Genomic DNA, 20,409 nt, shown 5'->3' with positions numbered 1-20,409 from the left:
GAGAATAACACCAGAACAAAGTCTGGTGTTATAATGTAGAGTTGACAGGATAAAGTTTTTTCATTTTATTCAACTGAATTTCCATGACATTTGCCAGAGTTTCTGCTTCCGAAAGAGAAGTAAGCAGTTTATCACACACTGATATAATATCTTCTGTCTCTGCCGGTGTATCAATTACCTGTCGAATATCGGCACTGGAACTTATGGTAAGGGCATTGAGCATACGAAGAATTGCCGAAAGGGAGTAATTAGCACGACGCAGCAAACGGATGATTTTTAAACGGACAAGATCCTCTTCGGTGTAAATACGATAACCATTCTGCTTTCGCTTTACCAATAAAAGTCCGTTCAGCTCCCAGTTTCTTAATGAATCGATGGAAATATCAAGATAGTTGGCAGCCTCTTTTCGGGTATAAACTTCATTTCCCCATTCTTCCGGTTTACCAGATAATAGCTTTTGAGTGATTCTAATGGCTTCTTCTGAATTCCTCTGCTCCTTTTTGATTTGCTGTAAATAATTTTCTGTCATTTTAAGGGCACTATCGTATTTCAGGCATGCGGCTTCCTTTATAATGTCTACAGCCTGTTTTCTCAGACCGTTTAGAAGTATTTCCGCTTTTAAAGCCGTTCTGGCAAATATTATCTGCTCCAGGTGCAGATCTGTGAAAACACGATAGCCGTTGGGGAGGCGTTTCGGTTTTGTAATCAGATTCAGCTCTTCATAAAGCCGTACTGTGTTGGGATGAATTCCTGTTCTATGTGCAATTTCAGCAGTACGATACGTATTCATAAGCAATGACACCTCCATTCAGCAGCTATAGTATACCACAGATGGAAAGTCTGGTGCTATAATGGAGGGTTTATTGTCTGGAATACATCTGCTCTACCCCATGGATTTGAGTGACCAGCATAGAGTTGCAGGGAGCAGCGATTTTATACTGGCTTCCCAGATCGGAAACAACACCATTTATTCTGTCAATTTCGGTCATTCGCTGATTCTGTCTGTCCTGATACATGCTGGCATAACCATTGGCATCATTGATACATACTTTTGAGACTGCCAGAAGAGCTTCCTTTCGGTCAAGATAAGTGCCGTCTGCTTCTGCTATTAATACGCACTCATAAACAATTCTTTTGCATAAATCCCATAAATAGGGATTGGTATAAATTTCTCCGATCCTGCACTGCATCAGCGTGCTTAAGGCGTTGATGCCGCAGTTTATAACCAGCTTCTGCCATAGGACGTACTGGATATTTTCCATGATATTGACGGTAAGGCCGCTTTCTTCCAGAGCCTGTGCTGTTTTTTTTACATCCCGTAAGGATTCTTCACAGGGAAGATCTGGTCCGATGTTTGTAGGGCCGCACCCGGAGTGATAAAACTTACCAGGCTCCAGGGAAACACTGTTGTGGCTGCTGGTACCCACAATAATACGCTCTCTTTTAACAAACTGTGCGATGTCCCGGTTATTGCCTGCACCATTTTGAAGTGTCATGACGATTGTATCCGGTCCTAACAGAGACTGGTTGTTTTTTATGGCTTCATAAGTATGAATTCCTTTTACAAAAACAATAACCAGATCCTGATAGTCAAGACTGGTTCCGCTTAATACTGCTTTTACCTGAAATGGGATTTCTGTATGGTCATGGCTGACTTTAATCAGTCCTTTTGTATTAATGTGTTCTACTAAGGGAGCGTAGCTGTCTAACAGTGTAACTGAATGATAGGGAGCCAGATAGCTGGCATAGAGGCTGCCCATGGCTCCTGCGCCAAGTATTGCTATGTTCATTATATCCTCCGTGATCGGTATGTTTTTCTTGATTTTACCATGAATTATTTTCTTAATATAATGCTAAAATTTCATTAGTATCATGAAAGATATTCATGTATAATAAGAGAAGGTAAAAGCAGAGAGGATAATCATATGGATGTAAATAAATATATGCTGTTTGTAAAAGCAGCAGAAACCGGGAATCTTTCCAAGGCGGCAGCACAGCTTAGTTATTCACAGACTGCGGCCAGCCACATGATTTCTTCCATGGAAGAAGAACTGGGAATAAAGCTGCTTTACAGAGGAAGGAATGGGGTCTCATTAACGGAAGAGGGGGAAAGAATTTATTCGGCGGCAAAGGAATTGACAGAAAAGGAAGAAATCATAAGGCAGCTGGCGGGAGAAGAGAACATACAGCATGGCAAGATCCGCATTGGCGTTATCACAAGTGTTGCAGTCAGATGGATGCCTCAGATAATTATTGAATTCAGAAAAAAATATCCTCAGGTGGATGTGTTCCTGAACGATGCCATCAATTACGAAATCATGAAAGACTGGTTCTCGAAAGATGTGATTGACTGTGCTATCTCTGCAGAATCAAATAAAAAGGAGAATGAGACCCCGTTGGTAAAAGATCCCTATTATGTCATTTTGCCAAAGGATCACCCTCTTTGTGACTGTGAAACCATTACCCTAACTCATTTAAAAGGGGAAACCTTTATTATACCAAGCGAAGGAACCAGCTATTCCGTGGGGAAAATGCTTCGTCAGGCAAAAGGAAATTTAATGGAACATAGTGGTTTTTTAAGCGATCAGGCAGCCATATCCATGGTATGCGGAGGTTGCGGAATCAGTATTTTACCAAAGCTGGTTCTGGATTCTTATGGCAGCGGAGGGTATGTAAGAAAAACTCTGGATCCGGAAGTTTACCGTATCATCTATTTCATCGTTCCTTCCGGTAAGACGCTGCGTCCAACAGTCAGAATATTTTCAGCTTTTGCCAGGGAATGGGTAAAAGAGAATGCGGAAAATGTAATCATTAACTGATATACAGGTATATTCTGACAAAATTTCACCAATCCTAAAAGTCAGATAGGAGTGGAACTTTGTCAGAACCGGAAAGAATTTTAGGAAAAGAGGAATGTTTCTATGAGTAAGAAAAAGTCAATTGCAGCTGAATTTAAGGAATTTGTTCTTCGGGGAAATGTAGTGGATCTGGCAGTCGGAGTAATAATTGGCGGAGCTTTTCAGGGAATTGTAAGTTCCCTGGTGAAAGATGTGATCTCCCCTTTCATCGGTGTGATAACAGGAGGGGTGGATTTTTCCAATCAGTTTTTGCTGCTTTATAAAGTTCCGGAAGGAACTGTCATTCAAACCCTTGCGGATGCGCAGACAAAGGGCCCGGTTTTTGCCTATGGCGCCTTTATTACTTCTGTAATAAATTTCCTCATTATGGCCGTGGTAATATTCCTTATCATTAAGGCAATTAATGTTTTAAGAGGAACGAAACAGGCGGGTGGTTCCGCTGCGGCAGAAGATAAAAAATGTCCTTTTTGCTATCAGCCTGTTGATCCCAAGGCAACCCGCTGTCCTCACTGCACCAGTCAGCTGAATTCTAAAAGTCAGACATCGTAAAAAGAGAATGATGATCTTTGTATAATACGGGGATCATCATTCTCTTTGTGTTATAGGAAACTTATAAATTTTTATAAAGTTGGTTAATAATACGGTAAACATCAAGGATCCCATAACCCCAGATATTATTTGGATAATGGTAGGCTGGGCTGCGCTGTGCACTTCGTATTAAAAGTTTGTTTGCCTGTTCTCCGGTAATAGAAGTCAGATTTCCTTTTCCCTCCGACCATTCGAACAGGATTGCCATTGCACCGGCAGCCTGTGCAGCAGATGCGCTGGTACCTGTTAATGTTCCGTATTTACCGTTTGGAACAGCACAGGTGATGTTGTAGCCTGGAGCTGCCACGTCCGGCTTTACCTGACCGTTTCTTGTATAACCCCTGCTGGACTCATTTAAGATATTGCCTGTCTGCTGATTATAAGCGGTTACTGTAAATACATTTTTGGTATTACCAGGTGAAGTAATGGTCGTATCAGGATCCGGACTGAGAAAGAACGTATTTTCAGATATTAAATTTCCTGAGGGGAGCCAGGCATTAAAAGAGAAACGCTCGTTTTCCGTACTCCTTAGATGAAAGTTCCATGTACCGGGAAGGGGATTTTCAAAACGCAGTAAGATAAGCTGATCTCCGGTTTGCTGCTCAAATGTTATATTATTAATCCAAAGTATGGTTTCACTTTCCTGGAACTGATATTTTATGCAGTCATTAAAGGACGGTTCGGTATGAGGCGCCTTTTCCATACTGGGGGAAGTAACCTCAATAGAAATCTGCCCCGGGGGCTGGGACCATATTTCCATGGCAAATTTCATTTCTCCCTGACCGACGTTTAGCTGGAAATCTCTTGTATAAGGCAGTGAAACGACAGAGTTAAAATGATGTCTTCCGTTATTTCCTTCGTTACCAGCCGATGTAACGATTCCAACTTCTGGTATTTGAACCAGATCATCAATATATCTGGATAGAACCCCCTTCCCGTCATGACTTCCCTGGCTGCTTCCCAGAGCAAGGCAGATCACCAGGGGCCGCTTTAACTTTTGGGCAAGGACAACCAGATAGCGGATACCAAGTATAATATCACTTTCCTGGTAGCACAGCCTGTCATCGGGAATTGCATATAACATTTTTAAATTTTGCTTTGCTTCCTTAAGCTTAACAACTGCCAGTTCTGCATTTGTAACAATTCCCTGGAAAGGCGGATCCTTACTCTGGCTTCCGGCAATGATACTTGCGACAGCAGTTCCATGCCCGATTAAATCCTGGGTTGGCACTGTAAGTAAAGGGTCATCAGAACTGAGAGCACTGTTAATGGCCGCTTTTGTGTATTCCGTGCCAAATGTAAAACTCTGTGGGGCAGGACCGTTTTGAATGGTCTGATCCCAGACAGATAGAATTTTTGTTGTTTTATCCCTGTTTAGGAAAGCGGAGTGCTGATAATCAATTCCGGTATCCACGATCCCTATGATCGTTCCCTGGCCTGAGAGGGAAAAATCAGGGGGCTGCTGGGTAGAACGCAAAGGACCGGAGTAATGCCGGCCGATAGCTGATGCAAGTGTATAGACTGAAGGAAAGAAATGATATGGATTTACTCCAAGATCACAGAGATCTTTATTTTTTTTTGATACATGGAGCAGGGAAAAATATCCATTTAAAAGAGTGATATCATCACCAGAGCCGAAATTGGGCACCATGTAATTATTAATTATCATATCATAATAATTATTGTCCAGTATTTTTCCCATAAACTGTTCTCCTTTATTCCGTTTCTCCAGGCATATGTTATATCTTATGCAAAAGTCTTTCCATTATGAGTGGTCTGCTGCTAACACAACTCATAATAAGTGCCTTTTAGCATAAGATATATCATATGTACTTCAAGTGATAGACAGGGAGGCCTGCTTATGCAAAAAATACTGGATGAAAATTATTATGATATCATTATCAGCAACGTGATGAGATCCACTTATGATACAGGAGATAATATCACTTATATGAATTTAAGGCATTCCCTGGCTCACATACCCATCCCCACTATTCCTCCGGATCCATGCGATTTGGGAAACTATCCTTATAATGCTTTTCCCTCCGTGCTGACCCTTAGTTCTACGGTCAGTCTGGAAAAATCAGGGATTGGAACGGTTCAGAGAAATCCATATCTGGCTTTATTTGGGAGAGGGGTCATAGTAGCAGTCATAGACACTGGCATTGATTATCAGCACCAGGCGTTTCTCTTTAATGATGGAACAACCCGTATCCTGTCACTTTGGGACCAGACGATCCAGACTGGAACACCTCCAGCAGGCTATACATATGGATCTGAGTATACCAGAGAGTACATTAATGTGGCTCTCCGGTCGGAAAATCCCCTCTCAATTGTGCCTTCTGAGGATACCAACGGACATGGTACTGCAATCGCCAGCGTTCTGGCAGGCAAGCCAAATGCAGCCCAGTCTTTCAGTGGTGTGGTACCGGAGGCAGATCTGGTGATTGTAAAGCTGAAACCCGCAAAAAATACGCTGAAACGTATATTTTTTGTCCCTGAAAATGTGGAGTGCTATCAGGAATCTGATTTGATTATCGGACTCAGTTATGTGACAGAACTTGCCAAGAGACTCAACCGGCCCGTAGCTGTGTGTATCGCTATGGGAACCAATCAGTCAAGTCATGATGGACGGGGGGCAACCAGTTATATTACCAATTTTCTGGCTGAACAGCCACAGACCGGAATCATAATCTCAGCAGGAAACGAAGGGAATAAACGGAGGCACTATTTTAATAATACGGTTGCAGATCCCTTTATAAATGAGTTTGAAATGCGGGTGGGAGAAAACGATAAGCTTTTTTCTTTGGAAATCTGGCCCTTTGCTCCGGCAAGGCTATCTGTTGAAATTACAGTGCCAAACAGAGAAACCACCGGACAGGTATTTCCAACACTTGGCGAATGCAGAAGATTTTCTTTTGTATTAAATGAAAGTGTCATATACGTAAATAATTATATTTTTGAAGAAGAGACAGGAGATCAATTGATACTGATCCGTTTTCAGAATCCAATACCGGGAATCTGGACCATTAAATTGCAGAATCTGGAAAAGGAAGCTTTCTCGTTCCATTCCTGGCTTCCAGCGGGAAACCTGATCAGTGAAAACACATTCTTCTTAAATTCCAATCCGGATACAACCATAACTGCTCCGGGTACGTCAACCCATCCCCTTACCGTAACCGCATACAATGGGGAAAATGACAGTATATTACCGGAGTCAGGAAGAGGGTATACAAGAACCGGATATATCAAACCGGACCTTGCGGCACCAGGGTATCAGCTTACCTGTGCTGTTCCAGGAAATCAATATGGAACCATAACGGGATGCGGGTGTGCAGCTGCACAGGCCGCAGGAATAGAAGCTATGGTTTTTGAATGGGCGGTACCCAGAGGAAATTATACAACCATAACAGGAAATGATGTAAACCGGCTTCTGATCAGAGGAGCCAGGCGGAACCCATCCAATACATATCCCAATAATGTGTGGGGATATGGACAAATTGATATTAACACTCTTTTTGAACGGCTCACCAATATTTAATTTCAGGACATCCCGTTGTCCAGAAGTAAGGGAATGCTGGATTTTATGGAAATAATAGTTGAGGTCAGAGGGTTGTTCCTGTATAATCAGAAGTATTGCAAAAGAAAGGAATGGAGATACGGTATGGAGCATGAGGAAGAGATTGGACTGGAATCCTTAAACGGTCTGGTGACAAGTGAACTGAAGTGGTATGTATTTGATCTGATTATGGAACGGTTAAAACTGGATAAAATAGATGAGTGCAGATACAGTGTGGGGATAGAAGAAAAAGATAAGACCAGCTTTTATATTAAGGATGGAACCATTCTGGTTTCTGGTAAAGATGGTGGGGATTTAAAGGTCTATGAAAATTTATACCTGGCAGGCTGCGATTTTTTCAATCGGGTATATCAGGATGAGGCAAAAACAGAGGAAGCCATTTCCCGTTTTCTTACCAGAACACTTGATCTTCCGGTCATTATGAAAAAGCCCAGCAGATCCTTACTTCAGGAGCAGATAACGGAATGTGAGGAACGGATTGCGGCACTTGATGAGCAGCTGCAGAAGGAAGATGTAAAATCCTTAAGGTCAAAACGCAAACTGGATGGTATCTATCTGGAAGGACTGAAAGCAAAACTTTCCGGACTTCGTTAAAATTAATTTAATTTATGTGAATAAAAACAATTGTATGGGTGATAATAGAATTATACCAAAGATAAGTGAATACTTATCCTCCCCTTTTTAATACCCCATGTGCGGCAAAGGCGTCGCATGTGGGGTATTTTTTATGGAGAAAGCAAAGAAGCTTGAAAAACAGGAGGATAACTGATATACTCTGACTAAAAATGCCAATTACCGTGCATTACATGTATGAAAGGTAAATAAAATGAATGAAGAAAAAACCAACAGACTGCGCTGGTTCTGGGGCACCCTGTCCCTTCAGAAGAAAATAAATTATATTACAGCCAGTGGCGCAGCTGTAATCATACTTTCAATTCTTGCTAATTTTATGGTAGCAGGGTTTGGTATGAGGGGATTTAGTTCTGTTTTAAGAAGCAACTCACAGAGCCTGGCGTTTTGGTCTGCCATGGAAAATGAAAAGAATGCATTTGCTTCCTATATAAGAGAGGAAACGAATGACAGCCGTGACGTATACGAGAAAGCCTGTCAGGATACAAAAAAAGCAGTGGATCAGCTGCCTTATGATTACAAAAAGACAGGCCGGAATCAATATGCAAAAGTATGGTCCATTCGTAATATGTATGAAAATTACTCTGCGTACCGGGATAAATTTCAAATGCTTACCAGGGAGGATCCGGACTATACAGATCAGCTTTATACCATATACCGGTTACAGGGATATCTTACAACTCACGCAGGACAACTGGAGCAGATGACTGTAAAGCAGGGGAGTGAAAGCTATGAAAGAAACCGTTATTTATTGGTAATTGTTCCAGCAGCAAGCCTTTTGTGGGGAGGAGCATCCCTGCTGTTTGTGAAACTTCTGAACAGTTCCATTCATCGAAGCATTATAAAACCTGTGGTTGAGCTGGCAAAGGATTCGTCCCGGATCGGTAAAAATGATTTTTCCGGTGAGGAAGTAAAAACGGAAGGAGATGATGAGATCGCCAGGCTGGTACGTGCGTTTACTGCCATGAAATCCTCAACACGCGGATATATCAGTGCTCTGACTGAGAAACATGAAATGGAAAAACAGCTTGATGAGGTCAGACTGCAAATGCTTAAAAATCAAATTAATCCTCATTTCCTTTTTAATACGTTAAATATGATTTCCAGCATGGCTCAGATCGAAGATGCCTTAGTCACAGAAAAGATGATTTCTGCCCTTAGCAGTCTGTTCCGTTATAATTTAAAATCCACGGATTCAGTCATGCCTCTGGAACGGGAATTAAAAGTTGTCCAGGATTATATGTATCTGCAGCAGATGCGTTTTGGGCAGCGCTTCCAGTATATGACAGATATTAACCCCCAGACACTGGATATTCTTATTCCTTCTTTTTCACTGCAGCCCTTGGTTGAAAATGCGGTTTTACACGGCCTTTCCAAAAGAAGCAGGGGAGGGAAGATACTGATCCGAACCTGGTTGAAGGATAAGAAACTGGTAATTTCAGTGGCTGATACGGGAGAGGGGATTGACAAAGAAAGACTGGAAGAGATCCGCAGCTCATTAAGAGACGGAGAGGAAAAAAAGAATGGAATCGGTGTGGGAAATATTTATCGGAGAGTCCACGGGCTGTATGGGGATGGGGAAGTTTTTATATTCAGCACTCCTTTAAAAGGAACTGCCGTGCAGCTTTCCTTTACACCGGATTACCAAAAGAATTCATAGGGAGGCAGAGGCATGTATCGTATTTTACTGGCAGATGATGAACAGATTGAACGTATGGCACTGGCGAGAAGGCTCACCAGACATTTTGGTGACAGCATAGAAATCAGTGAAGCAGTAGATGGAGCAGAAGCAGTGGCTGTATTTAAGCGGGAAAAGTGCCAGATCGCCATATTGGATATTGCCATGCCGGAATTGGACGGTGTAGAGGCAGCAGAGCAAATCAGGCATCTGAGCAGGGACTGCGTTATTATTTTTCTTACTGCTTACGACGAATTTTCTTATGCAAAACGGGCCATTGTTATACGGGCGCTGGATTATCTTTTAAAGCCATGCGAAGAGGAAGAACTTCTTGCTGTCATGGAGGAAGCCATGCGCCTGGCAGATCAACAGGACAATCAACAGGATAAGGGAAAATCTGGTGAAGATAGAGAAAATGACAGTTCTGAGTATTCCGAAACAGATTCCGAGTTTTTAGAACTGGCGGATAAAGACCCCAAAAGCGAAGTGGCAGCACGGATACTGGAGTTTATAAAAAATAACTATAGTAAGGAAATTTCCATGCAGGATGCGGCACGGATGCTTCATTATTCGGATGCTTATTTTTGTAAACTGTTTAAGCAGTGCTTTGATCAGAATTTTACCACTTATTTAACGAAAGTCCGGATTAATGAAGCAAAAAAACTGCTTATGAACAAAACCGCCAGTGTAAAAGATGTGAGTATACAGGTAGGATATTACGATTCCAACTATTTTGCCAAGGTGTTTCGCAGACTGACCGGATTACTTCCTTCTGAATTTCGTGATGGTCAGAATACACAAAAATAAGCTGTTTTATTTATGCAAATTGGCAAAAGCTCCAAGGAGGATGTTAAAATATTCTCCCTGGAAGACAATTCTCTTCGGTACAAAAAAAAGCTTCAGGTTATATAATTGAGAAAGCATTAAGGCAGACATTGCCCCTTTGTTGATTTACTCAATCATATAACCTGGGGCTTATTTTTTTGCCGTAATCGATCTTAAATAAGTGGGAAGGAAGAAAATTATATGAAGAAATTCTTAAAAAGACTGGCAGCAGGCATTCTGGCAGCTGCAATGGCAATGGGACTCAGCGGCTGTAGCACGGCCACTTCTGGCAAACGGATCATCAGGATCTCTCATGCCCAGGCTGAAACACATCCGGAGCATTTAGGTCTTCTTGCATTTAAACAGTATGTGGAGGAACGTCTGGGAGACAAGTATGAGGTACAGATTTTCCCCAATGAGCTTCTTGGATCTGCCCAAAAAGCAATTGAGCTTACTCAGACAGGAGCCATTGATTTTGTTGTAGCAGGTACCGCAAATTTAGAAACATTTGCTGATGTTTATGAAATTTTCAGTATGCCGTATCTGTTTGATTCTGAGAAAGTGTATCGCTCTGTTATGGAAGATACGGACTATATGCAGAAAATTTATGCTTCCACAGACGAAGCTGGGTTTCGGGTTGTTACCTGGTACAATGCAGGAACCAGAAATTTTTATGCAAAGACACCAATTCGCACTCCAGATGATTTAAAAGGGAAAAAGATACGTGTTCAGCAAAGTCCTGCCAGTGTAGCAATGGTAAATTCATTTGGAGCGGCAGCAGCGCCTATGGGATTTGGTGACGTATACACAGCGATCCAGCAGGGTGTTATTGATGGAGCGGAGAATAACGAGCTGGCTCTGACCAATAACAAGCACGGTGAAGTAGCAAAATATTATTCCTACAACAAGCATCAGATGGTACCTGACATGCTGGTAGGCAATTTAAAGTTTTTAAACAGCTTAAGTCCTGAAGAATATCAGGTTTTTGAAGAGGCAGCCAGATATTCCACAGAGGTGGAACTTGCTGAATGGGATAAAAGCATTGATGAAGCAAGGGAGAAAGCAAAAAAAGATATGGGTGTGGAGTTTATTGATGTGGATGTAGAGGCATTTAAAGAAAAGGTGCTTCCACTTCATGAAAAAATGCTCAGTGAAAATCCAAAAATCAGAGATTTATATCAGCATATTCAGGATGAAAATAATAAAAATAAAGGAGGACAATAAAATGTCAGTAATGCATCAGGTAAAAGACTGGATCATGAAGGCTCTGGGAGCCGTCATTATTGTTCTTTTTGCAGCTATGACGGTAATTGGCAGTTATCAGATTATTACCAGATATTTTTTTAACAGACCAAGTACTATTTCAGAAGAGCTGCTGACTTATTCATTTACGTGGATGGCTTTGTTCGCCTCTGCCTATGTATTTGGAAAACGGGATCATATGAGAATTGGATTCCTGGCCGATAAATTAACCGGTGCTCCTAAGAAATGGTTAGATGCCGCCATTGAAATGCTGGCATTTGTCTTTGCCGGAGTCGTGATGGTATATGGCGGAAGTTCCATTACAAAGCTTACAATGATTCAGACAACGGCATCCTTACAGATTCCCATGGGATATGTGTATGCAGCAGTCCCATTTACAGGTGTGCTGATTATGTTATTTTGTCTGGTAAATGCAATCGATCTGCTGCATGCGGATTACAAAGAAAAGGAGGAAGCATAAATGAATATTTCCATACTTTGCGGACTGATCATTTTAGTGGTTCTTGTCGTCCTGCTTTTATTAGGCGTGCCGGTTGCCGTTGCACTTGCCGTTTCATCCATATGTGCCATTCTGCCTATCTTAAATACTGGCGCAGCAGTGCTGACAGGAGCCCAGAGAATTTTCTCCGGTATCTCCATATTCAGTCTTCTGGCGATTCCGTTTTTTATATTGGCAGGCAATATCATGAACAAAGGAGGCATAGCAATCCGCCTCATTAATTTTGCAAAACTCTTTACCGGGAGAATACCAGGATCCCTGGCTCACACAAACGCTGTGGCAAACATGCTGTTTGGCTCTATCTCAGGATCCGGAACGGCTGCAGCCTCAGCAATGGGAGCGATCATTGGTCCCATTGAGGAAGAAGAAGGCTATGACAGAGACTTCTCTGCAGCTGCAAACATTGCCACTGCACCAACCGGGCTGTTAATTCCTCCCAGCAATGTTATGATTACGTTTTCCCTTGTCAGCGGAGGAACTTCTGTTGCAGCTCTTTTTATGGCAGGCTATATTCCAGGTATCTTATGGGGACTTGCCTGTATGGTGGTTATTTATTTTCTGGCTAAGAAAAAAGGATATCAAAGTAACAAACGCTTTACAACTCAGGAAAAAATCCGTGTATGCCTTCAGGCAATTCCCTGCCTCCTTATGATTGTAATTGTAATTGGAGGAATTATCGCAGGAGTTTTCACGGCTACAGAAGGAAGTGTAGTATCCGTAGTTTACAGTTTGGTTTTATCTTTATTCTTTTATAAGTCATTAAAGCTTTCAGAACTTCCAAAGCTGTTTTTGGAAAGTGCCCAGATGACAGGAATTATTATATTTTTAATTGGTGTTTCCAGCATTATGAGCTGGGTTATGGCATTTACCGGCATACCAACTGCAGTTTCAGAAGCAATGCTTGGAGTCAGCAGCAATCGCTATGTTATCTTATTCATTATAAATATCTTACTGCTTCTGGTAGGAACCTTTATGGATATGACCCCTGCCTGCCTGATTTTCACACCGATCTTTCTGCCAGTCTGCCAGGCACTTGGAATGAATACCATACATTTTGGTATCATGATGATCTTTAATTTATGCATCGGAACCATAACACCTCCTGTTGGAACAACCCTGTTTGTGGGTGTAAAGGTAGGTGAGACAAAGATTGAAAATGTAATTAAGACTTTACTGCTTTATTTTGCGGCAATCTTTATTGTGCTTCTACTGGTATCCTATATTCCTGCGCTGTCCTTATGGCTTCCGGGACTTCTTGGATATGTATAAGAAATGATGAGTGCAAGCTGCCTTCGATTCCTTTTTCTTCAGGAAGGAAGGCAGTTTGTATTTTTATTAAAAGCTGCATTGCAAAATTTTTCAATATGTTATATACTGTTTGATGGAGTATTACAAGAAAGAACAGACAAAAGGATGGTTTTAATCATGACTATTTTAGAAAATTGGAGAAATCTGGCATACGGCGAAGGTCTGGATGATAAAGAAAAAGAAGAATTATGGACCCAGTATTTTAAGGTTGAAAAAGGAATTTACGAACATATTCTGACTAAGCCGGAAGAAGTAGTGGAAGGAACCGTTGAAGAACTGGCTAAGAGATATGGCACAGATGTGCAGACTATGACCGGATTTTTAGATGGTATCAATGAAAGCTTAAAAGGTTACGAGAATCCTGTTGAGACGATGGACGAGAATACCGTTGTTAAAATCGAGATCGATCAGGAAAAGCTTTATTATAATATGGTAGAAGCAAAAGCTGAATGGCTCTACAGCCTTCCCCAGTGGGATCAGATCCTGACAGAGGAAAAGAAGAAGGAACTCTATAAAACTCAGAAAGCTTCTGGTACCATTGTAAAGGGTGCTAAAATCGGAAGAAATGATCCATGTCCATGCGGCAGCGGCAAGAAATATAAAAAATGCTGCGGACAGAACCTGTAATTGTAACGGTTGCTGCGATTGCAGTGAGACAATGAGACAGGAAAGCAGGTACCTCTCCGGGGCTACCTGCTTTGTTTTTCCATTGGGAGAAATAGCGCTATAAAGAAAGGAACTCATAAGTGGAAGCGTATACAAATTTTGCGGAAGTCTACGATCTGTTTATGGATAATATTCCATACGAAGAATGGTGCAGTTATGTGTCTGGCCTTTTAAAAGAGCATGGGGTGAAAAATGGCCTGGTTCTGGATTTAGGCTGCGGAACAGGAAGTCTTACAGAGCTTCTTACAGATGCAGGTTATGATATGATTGGAGTGGACAACTCGGAAGATATGCTTCAGATTGCCATGGATAAGCGGGCAGAATCTGGTAAGGATATTCTTTATCTGCTACAGGATATGAGGGAGTTTGAACTCTATGGCACTGTGAAGGCTGTTTTAAGTATCTGTGACTGTATCAACTATATTCTGGAATACAAAGATCTGGTGGAGGTATTCCGGCTGGTAAATAATTATCTTGATCCCGGCGGCGTTTTTATCTTTGACTTAAATACGGTTTATAAGTATGAATCGGTGATGGGAGATACTACCATTGCAGAGGACAGGGAGGAATGCAGCTTCATCTGGGATAATTTTTATGATGAGGATACAAAAATCAACGAATACGATCTCTCTCTTTTTATCAGAGAGGAAAAGGATCTGTATCGGAAATATATGGAAACCCATTACCAGAGAGCTTATACCATCGATGAAATTAAGAAGGCATTAAAGGAAGCCGGACTGGAGTATTTACAAGCATACGATGCTTTTACCAGGGAACCGGTTAAAGATACCAGTGAACGAATTTATCTGATTGCGCGAGAGCATGGAAAGGAGTAAAATAATGGCTGATTATATTGTAAGGGCAACAGCAGGAAATCATCAGATCAGAGCTTTTGCAGCGACTACCAGGGACTTGGTGGAGCATGCAAGACAGGCCCATAATACCAGTCCTGTGGCAACGGCTGCGTTAGGAAGACTTTTAACGGCTGGCGGTATGATGGGTATTATGATGAAGGGAGAAGAGGATTTACTTACAATTAAGATCCAGGGCAGCGGTCCCATAGAAGGTCTGACAGTAACTGCGGACTCCAAGGGAAATGTAAAAGGATATGCGTATAATCCCGGCGTTATGCTGCCTCCCAATGAATTCGGAAAACTGGATGTGGGCGGTGCTGTTGGAGAAGGCGTTTTAAGCGTGATCCAGGACATTGGTTTAAAAGAGCCATATGTGGGACAGACCATTTTGGTTGGCGGAGAGATCGCAGAAGATCTTACCTATTATTATGCCAATTCAGAACAGACGCCTTCTTCTGTAGCACTCGGCGTTTTAATGAACAAAGATAATACTGTTAAGCAGGCAGGCGGTTTTATGATCCAGCTTCTTCCGGGAGCATCGGAAGAGATGATTGAATTGCTGGAGAAAAGACTGGGTGAGATCCATTCAGTGACTTCCCTTTTGGAAGAGGGGAAAACTCCGGAGATGATACTGACCTATATTCTGGGCGGACTTGGACTTGAGATCATGGAGCAGACACCGGTTCAGTTTACCTGTAACTGTGATAAGCATCGGGTTGAAAAAGCGTTAATCAGCATTGGAAGAAAAGAACTGGAAGAGATGATTGAGGACGGAAAGAGCATAGAAGTAAACTGCCATTTCTGTAATAAACATTATGAATTTACAGTGGAAGATTTATCAGATTTATACGAGAAAGCGAAATAACGATAGAAGCGTCAAAAAGAGCCATCCTAGGATGGCTCCAATCGTAATCATGTGAAACAATATAACTTCTTCCTATATTGAAAAAAGGTACACTGATAAGTCAATGATTATATTTTGATAACGTTTGTAGCCTGTGGACCCTTAGCTCCGTCTACTACATCGAACTCTACAGCAGCGCCTTCTTCTAAAGACTTGAAACCATCCATGTTGAGACCTGAGTAGTGAACGAAAACATCGTTACCCTGTTCGTCGGAAATAAATCCGTAACCCTTTTGGTTGTTAAACCACTTAACTGTACCTTTCATTATGATACCTCCAAAACGACTAAAAATTGTACTGTTACAGGATATCTGTAACTTCCCTAAGAATAGCATAAAATGGGTAAGGTGTCAAACATTTTCCACCATAAAAAACAAGAATTCTCTTAAAAAAATGAAACCGAATAATATGTGGTAAAATCATAAGTATTTGTGATAAAATGGGTGAAGATTTTACGTTGGGACAGGAAGGATAAATATGAAATTTAAAAATTTTTGGGGACATTTTTGTACCATTCATATACACAAAATCCGGGTTATGAAAAATTGTTTTCGGGTAGGGCTGATAAAACAGGGTCTGCTTCATGATCTTTCCAAATACAGTCTGGAAGAATTCATACCAGGTGTCTTATATTATCAGGGAAACAGAAGTCCCAATGCTGCAGAAATTGAAGAAAAAGGCTTTTCCAAAGCTTGGCTTCATCACAAGGGACGAAACAAGCATCACTGTGAGTACTGGATCGATTTCTCCATGGATCCGTCAAAAGGGATGATTGGTTATAAAATGCCTCTTAAATATCTGGTCGAGATGGTCATGGATCGGATTGCAGCGTCTAAGACCTATAAGGGAAAAGATTATACGGATGCATCTCCCTGGGAATATTATGTACAGGGGAAGGCTTATATGATTGTTGCGCCTGAGACGGAAAGACTTTTAGAAACCCTTCTTATCATGTTAAAAGATGAGGGAGAGAAAAAAACATTTTCCTATATCAGAGAATTGTTGAAAAAAGGGGACTATTAAAGAAATTATGGAATTTCAAATCAGCAGGACAAGACGTCCTTATGAATTTAATATGTGGAAAAGCCATTGGCACCCTTATTACGAACTGTTCTACCTGGTATCGGGGCATTGTAAAATATTTATTAATCACAGCTTATATTATCTGGAACCAGGTGATATGGTATTTATCACACCAGGTGAAATCCACCGGACCACTTATTATTCCAGTCCGGTCAACGAAAGGATCACCCTGAGCTTTGATAAGGAATACTTAAATGACATAACTGAAAGCTGCGGTTCCCATCTGACAGATTCTTTGTTTCAAAGTTCCAAAGTCTCCATACCGGCAGGCAGCAGGTCCTACGCAGAAGAATTAATTCAGAAGATGGTTTATGAGGGAGCAGGTCAGGACGGATATTCTCCCATGATGATGAGAAATTATCTATATGAATTACTGATTTTTCTTTCCAGGTGTCAGGAAGCCAGGACGGATGCAGGGAAGGTGGAGGTTGGAGAAAAAGCCATAGAAGAAGCTGCGGAATTTATCTACCACAACTTCGGAGCACCCCTGACTTTAAATGAAGTCGCAGAAATGATTCATATGAGTCCTGCCTATTTTTCCAGAAAATTTAAATCAGTAACCGGATTTGGATTTAAAGAGTATTTAACCAATATCCGCATACGGGAAGCTGCCCAGCTGTTAATTAATACTGGAAAATCTGTAACAGATATCGCACTTGAATGCGGGTTCGGTGACGGAAATTACTTTGGAGATGCCTTTAAAAAAATCAAAGGTGTATCTCCAAGAGACTTCCGGAAAATGCAGGGGATCCGATAAGCGGCTTAAGAAGAAAGATGATCGAACAGATGGCGGATATAAGCCTGAAGCTTGTCCTGATCCTGAAAGAACTTTGGATCATAGGCAAAATAAGTAATCTTATCTTTCCACTGATACTGTAAAACGGGCGTCCATAAAGGAGAAAACTGAGGTACATAGCAGCCGGTCTGCCGGATATAGCAGTTTTTTGCAGCTGCTTTCACCCGCGCTTCTTTGTCCACGTATTCTGCTACACTTTTATGAATGGCTCTGTCTTCATATATGAGATAATAGTAATTTTTATAATCCGGGTAAAAGTATTTCAGCTCTCCCTCATACAGGTCGATGAGAAGGGTGAGCTCTCTGCCGTCTGCCATTGCCCTGACCATGGAATTGGCTTTTGAAAATCCCACAGGTACAGAAAAACCATTCTCAAGGGTCAGCTTAAGAAGATGCTGCTCCCGTCCGAGTAAATCAGGATTGATGATGAGCTCCTGGTTTGACAATGAGAAATCATGCTCCAGAAAATCCGGGTAGTTTAAAATGGGGAGAATTAACGGCATACCTTTTAAATCGTCTTCATTATGTAGGATCAGCAAATCAAACAGGTACTGGTCCCTGGAGATTAAGTAATCTTTATAAACTTCAATCAGCTGTCCGCCGGAATAAAGATCCTTCCGTACCACACCTAAGAATGCTTCAATGGATTTCTGCTTCATGCTTGAAAGACCTAAAAGATTCCGGTATGGACGGATTTTTCTATAGATGTCCAGACTTTCGGTGCCTGAAAAATTATAGTCAAATCCGTAGGCACGGCAGCGCTTTAACAGATAAGGAATATCAAATCCGTCCCCGTTAAAATGAATTACCTTATTAAAACTTTTAAGAAATTCGAAAAATGTTACAAGAAGCTCTTTTTCCGAATCCAGAGTATCGGCAAACCATTGAACCAGATTCCAGACCCCGTTCCGGTAATAGACACATCCAATTAAATAGAGAGTGGAATATTCCCCTGAAAATCCGGTGGTTTCTATGTCAAAGAACAGAAGTTCCTCCCGGCTTCCCAGACGGTGAAGGGGATAGGTTTCTTCAAAGGCTATTTGTTTTTTTAGAGTGATCATCAGCAGTTTCGTCCTTTCTTTTCGCTTCTTATTATAGCCAAAGCTTTCAGGTTCGTCAACGGAGTACAGAATATTTGTTCGATCAATTACTTGCATATCAACTGGCAGTATGCTATGATAAAAATCAAAGTAATGGTTTTACAAAAGTATTTGCAAGGCATAAAAGGAGAACTGAAGAGTGATTTCTTTCGTAAAAGGACCGATTGCCGAGATGACAGGAGACTGTGTCGTAATTGAATGCGGAAACGTAGGGTATGAAATTTTCATTCCCCTGTCTGTATTTGAGAAGCTTCCGGGTGTTGGCAGGGAAGTAAAGTTATATACATATTTTCAGGTGAGAGAGGATGCCATGTGTCTCTACGGCTTCTTGTCCCGCCAGGATTTAAAGATGTTTAAGCAGCTGATCAGTGTGAATGGTATCGGCCCCAAAGGAGCACTGGGGATTTTGTCTGCCATGGATCCGGATGATTTAAAAAGAGCGGTGATATCTGGAGATGCAAAGGCTATTTCAAAGGCGCCTGGTGTAGGTGCGAAAACTGCTCAGAGAATTATTCTGGACTTAAAGGATAAGATTGATATAGAAGATATGATCCCAGCTGCCTTTAAAGAGGCGGTCAATGATCTGAGAAAAGAGGATGGAGTCACTGGCGAGGCCATTGATGCGCTCACTGCACTTGGTTATTCTCCTGCGGAAGCCGGACGTGCGGTGCGTCAGGTGGAGGTAACGGACACCATGTCTGTGGAGGATGTCTTAAAGGCTTCCTTAAAGCATTTGGCATTTATATAGAATATAACAGGGTATGGCGAAGATGGAGCGTAGAATAATAACCACAGAGTTAACAGAAGAGGATAAAAAAATTGAACCGAATTTAAGACCCAGAAGTCTGAATGAATATATCGGACAGGAGAAGATCCGGACCAATTTAAAAGTATATATTGAAGCGGCAAAAGCCAGAGGGGAATCCTTAGACCATGTATTGTTCTATGGCCCTCCTGGACTTGGAAAGACTACTCTTTCGGGTATTATTGCAAATGAGATGGGTGTGAACATGAAGGTCACTTCAGGACCCGCTATAGAAAAGCCAGGTGAGATGGCAGCTATTTTAAACAATCTTCAGGAAGGCGACGTTTTATTTGTGGATGAGATTCACCGCTTAAACCGGCAGGTGGAAGAAGTACTTTATCCCGCCATGGAGGATTTTGCCATTGATATCATGCTTGGAAAAGATTCAGCAGCAAGATCCATCCGGCTGGACCTTCCTAAGTTTACCCTGGTGGGAGCCACCACCAGAGCCGGGCTTTTGACGGCACCGCTTCGGGATCGTTTTGGAGTAGTTCAAAAGCTGGAATTTTATACGCCAGATGAATTAAAGATTATTGTATCCCGATCCGCAGATGTTCTGGGGGTAGAAATCGAGGAAGAGGGCGCGGCGGAGATTGCCAAGCGTTCCAGAGGGACACCAAGACTGGCAAACCGCCTGTTAAAGAGAGTGCGGGATTTTGCCCAGGTCAAGTACCATGGAGTGATTACCAGGGAAGTGGCTGATTTTGCTCTTGATATACTGGATGTGGATAAATTTGGACTGGATTATAACGACCGCGCAATTCTTACCACAGTAATCGAAAAATTTGCCGGAGGTCCCGTAGGTCTTGATACCCTTGCTGCTGCTTTGGGTGAGGATGCGGGAACACTGGAAGATGTATATGAACCCTATCTTCTGATGAATGGATTTTTAAACCGGACGTCCAGAGGACGGGTGGCGACGGAACGGGCTTATGGGCATCTTGGTATCCCCATGGAGTCGTAACTGCCTGA

General features: G+C 41.8%; 21 protein-coding genes. 16 read left to right on the top strand and 5 right to left on the bottom strand.

Annotated features, from left to right (window positions below; all coding sequences use genetic code 11):
* Nucleotides 1–28: 28 nt before the first annotated feature.
* A complete protein-coding gene (locus tag ABS301_RS18020) occupies nucleotides 29–790 on the bottom strand; it encodes a MerR family transcriptional regulator (RefSeq protein WP_349673518.1) in 762 nt (253 codons plus the stop codon).
* A 70-nt stretch (nucleotides 791–860) separates the two neighbouring features.
* The gene (locus tag ABS301_RS18015; RefSeq protein WP_349673517.1) at nucleotides 861–1,790 is read right to left on the bottom strand and encodes a ketopantoate reductase family protein; all 930 of its coding nucleotides are present in this window, start codon (nucleotides 1,788–1,790) and stop codon (nucleotides 861–863) included.
* 135 nt (nucleotides 1,791–1,925) lie between these two features.
* Here ABS301_RS18015 and ABS301_RS18010 point away from each other — a divergent pair, with 135 nt between their 5' ends.
* Together ABS301_RS18010 and mscL are read left to right on the top strand one after the other, a co-directional pair.
* Complete coding sequence (locus ABS301_RS18010) at nucleotides 1,926–2,819, top strand: LysR family transcriptional regulator (RefSeq protein ID WP_349673516.1); 894 nt, start codon at nucleotides 1,926–1,928, stop codon at nucleotides 2,817–2,819.
* A gap of 102 nt (nucleotides 2,820–2,921) precedes the next feature.
* Nucleotides 2,922–3,407, top strand: a complete 486-nt coding sequence (mscL, locus tag ABS301_RS18005; RefSeq protein ID WP_349673515.1) for a large conductance mechanosensitive channel protein MscL — start codon at nucleotides 2,922–2,924, stop codon at nucleotides 3,405–3,407.
* Between the two features lie 61 nt (nucleotides 3,408–3,468).
* On the opposite strand, the gene ABS301_RS18000 is transcribed toward mscL, so the two are convergent.
* Nucleotides 3,469–5,148 (bottom strand): S8 family peptidase, encoded by a 1,680-nt coding sequence (locus ABS301_RS18000; RefSeq protein WP_349673514.1) that lies wholly within the window; start codon nucleotides 5,146–5,148, stop codon nucleotides 3,469–3,471.
* A gap of 159 nt (nucleotides 5,149–5,307) precedes the next feature.
* Here ABS301_RS18000 and ABS301_RS17995 point away from each other — a divergent pair, with 159 nt between their 5' ends.
* The 10 genes from ABS301_RS17995 to hslO all read left to right on the top strand — a co-directional run bounded on the left by ABS301_RS17995 (nucleotide 5,308) and on the right by hslO (nucleotide 15,614).
* The gene (locus tag ABS301_RS17995) at nucleotides 5,308–6,987 is read left to right on the top strand and encodes a S8 family peptidase (protein ID WP_349673513.1); all 1,680 of its coding nucleotides are present in this window, start codon (nucleotides 5,308–5,310) and stop codon (nucleotides 6,985–6,987) included.
* A 123-nt stretch (nucleotides 6,988–7,110) separates the two neighbouring features.
* Entirely contained in the window at nucleotides 7,111–7,620 is a 510-nt protein-coding gene (locus ABS301_RS17990; RefSeq protein ID WP_349673512.1) for a hypothetical protein, read from the top strand.
* Between the two features lie 232 nt (nucleotides 7,621–7,852).
* Nucleotides 7,853–9,316, top strand: a complete 1,464-nt coding sequence (locus ABS301_RS17985; RefSeq protein ID WP_349673511.1) for a histidine kinase — start codon at nucleotides 7,853–7,855, stop codon at nucleotides 9,314–9,316.
* Between the two features lie 12 nt (nucleotides 9,317–9,328).
* Nucleotides 9,329–10,141 (top strand): response regulator transcription factor, encoded by an 813-nt coding sequence (locus ABS301_RS17980; protein ID WP_349673510.1) that lies wholly within the window; start codon nucleotides 9,329–9,331, stop codon nucleotides 10,139–10,141.
* 219 nt (nucleotides 10,142–10,360) lie between these two features.
* Nucleotides 10,361–11,383, top strand: a complete 1,023-nt coding sequence (locus ABS301_RS17975) for a TRAP transporter substrate-binding protein (protein WP_349673509.1) — start codon at nucleotides 10,361–10,363, stop codon at nucleotides 11,381–11,383.
* Between the two features lies 1 nt (nucleotide 11,384).
* Entirely contained in the window at nucleotides 11,385–11,882 is a 498-nt protein-coding gene (locus ABS301_RS17970) for a TRAP transporter small permease (RefSeq protein WP_349673508.1), read from the top strand.
* Nucleotides 11,883–13,190, top strand: coding sequence for a TRAP transporter large permease (locus ABS301_RS17965; protein ID WP_349673507.1), 1,308 nt, complete (start codon nucleotides 11,883–11,885; stop codon nucleotides 13,188–13,190).
* Nucleotides 13,191–13,346: 156 nt separating this feature from the next.
* On the top strand, nucleotides 13,347–13,856 hold the full coding sequence (locus tag ABS301_RS17960) for an SEC-C metal-binding domain-containing protein (RefSeq protein WP_349673506.1): 510 nt from the start codon (nucleotides 13,347–13,349) through the stop codon (nucleotides 13,854–13,856).
* Nucleotides 13,857–13,975: 119 nt separating this feature from the next.
* Nucleotides 13,976–14,731 (top strand): class I SAM-dependent DNA methyltransferase, encoded by a 756-nt coding sequence (locus tag ABS301_RS17955; RefSeq protein ID WP_349673505.1) that lies wholly within the window; start codon nucleotides 13,976–13,978, stop codon nucleotides 14,729–14,731.
* A gap of 4 nt (nucleotides 14,732–14,735) precedes the next feature.
* The gene (gene hslO / locus ABS301_RS17950) at nucleotides 14,736–15,614 is read left to right on the top strand and encodes an Hsp33 family molecular chaperone HslO (RefSeq protein WP_349673504.1); all 879 of its coding nucleotides are present in this window, start codon (nucleotides 14,736–14,738) and stop codon (nucleotides 15,612–15,614) included.
* Between the two features lie 107 nt (nucleotides 15,615–15,721).
* Here the strand turns inward: hslO and ABS301_RS17945 are convergent, their stop codons facing one another.
* Nucleotides 15,722–15,919 carry a cold-shock protein gene (locus tag ABS301_RS17945; RefSeq protein ID WP_318065128.1) on the bottom strand — a complete coding sequence of 66 codons (198 nt, stop codon included), beginning with the start codon at nucleotides 15,917–15,919 and terminating at the stop codon, nucleotides 15,722–15,724.
* 211 nt (nucleotides 15,920–16,130) lie between these two features.
* On the opposite strand from ABS301_RS17945, the gene ABS301_RS17940 reads away from it, so the two are divergent.
* Entirely contained in the window at nucleotides 16,131–16,676 is a 546-nt protein-coding gene (locus ABS301_RS17940; RefSeq protein ID WP_170823514.1) for a DUF5662 family protein, read from the top strand.
* A 7-nt stretch (nucleotides 16,677–16,683) separates the two neighbouring features.
* On the top strand, nucleotides 16,684–17,493 hold the full coding sequence (locus ABS301_RS17935) for an AraC family transcriptional regulator (protein WP_349673503.1): 810 nt from the start codon (nucleotides 16,684–16,686) through the stop codon (nucleotides 17,491–17,493).
* Nucleotides 17,494–17,498: 5 nt separating this feature from the next.
* Here the strand turns inward: ABS301_RS17935 and ABS301_RS17930 are convergent, their stop codons facing one another.
* Entirely contained in the window at nucleotides 17,499–18,593 is a 1,095-nt protein-coding gene (locus tag ABS301_RS17930) for a ribonuclease H-like domain-containing protein (RefSeq protein WP_349673502.1), read from the bottom strand.
* 178 nt (nucleotides 18,594–18,771) lie between these two features.
* Between ABS301_RS17930 and ruvA the strand changes: the two genes are divergently transcribed.
* A complete protein-coding gene (ruvA, locus tag ABS301_RS17925; protein WP_349673501.1) occupies nucleotides 18,772–19,380 on the top strand; it encodes a Holliday junction branch migration protein RuvA in 609 nt (202 codons plus the stop codon).
* Nucleotides 19,381–19,402: 22 nt separating this feature from the next.
* Nucleotides 19,403–20,401: a Holliday junction branch migration DNA helicase RuvB gene (ruvB, locus tag ABS301_RS17920; RefSeq protein WP_349673500.1), complete on the top strand. Its 999-nt coding sequence runs from the start codon at nucleotides 19,403–19,405 to the stop codon at nucleotides 20,399–20,401.
* Nucleotides 20,402–20,409 lie beyond the last annotated feature (8 nt).

The sequence above is a fragment of the Lacrimispora sp. genome (genome assembly GCF_031982545.1).
Classification (GTDB): Bacteria; Bacillota; Clostridia; order Lachnospirales; family Lachnospiraceae; genus Lacrimispora.
The sequence above is the reverse complement of the archived record's forward strand: the minus strand, read 5'-3'. Positions and strand labels throughout refer to the sequence as shown.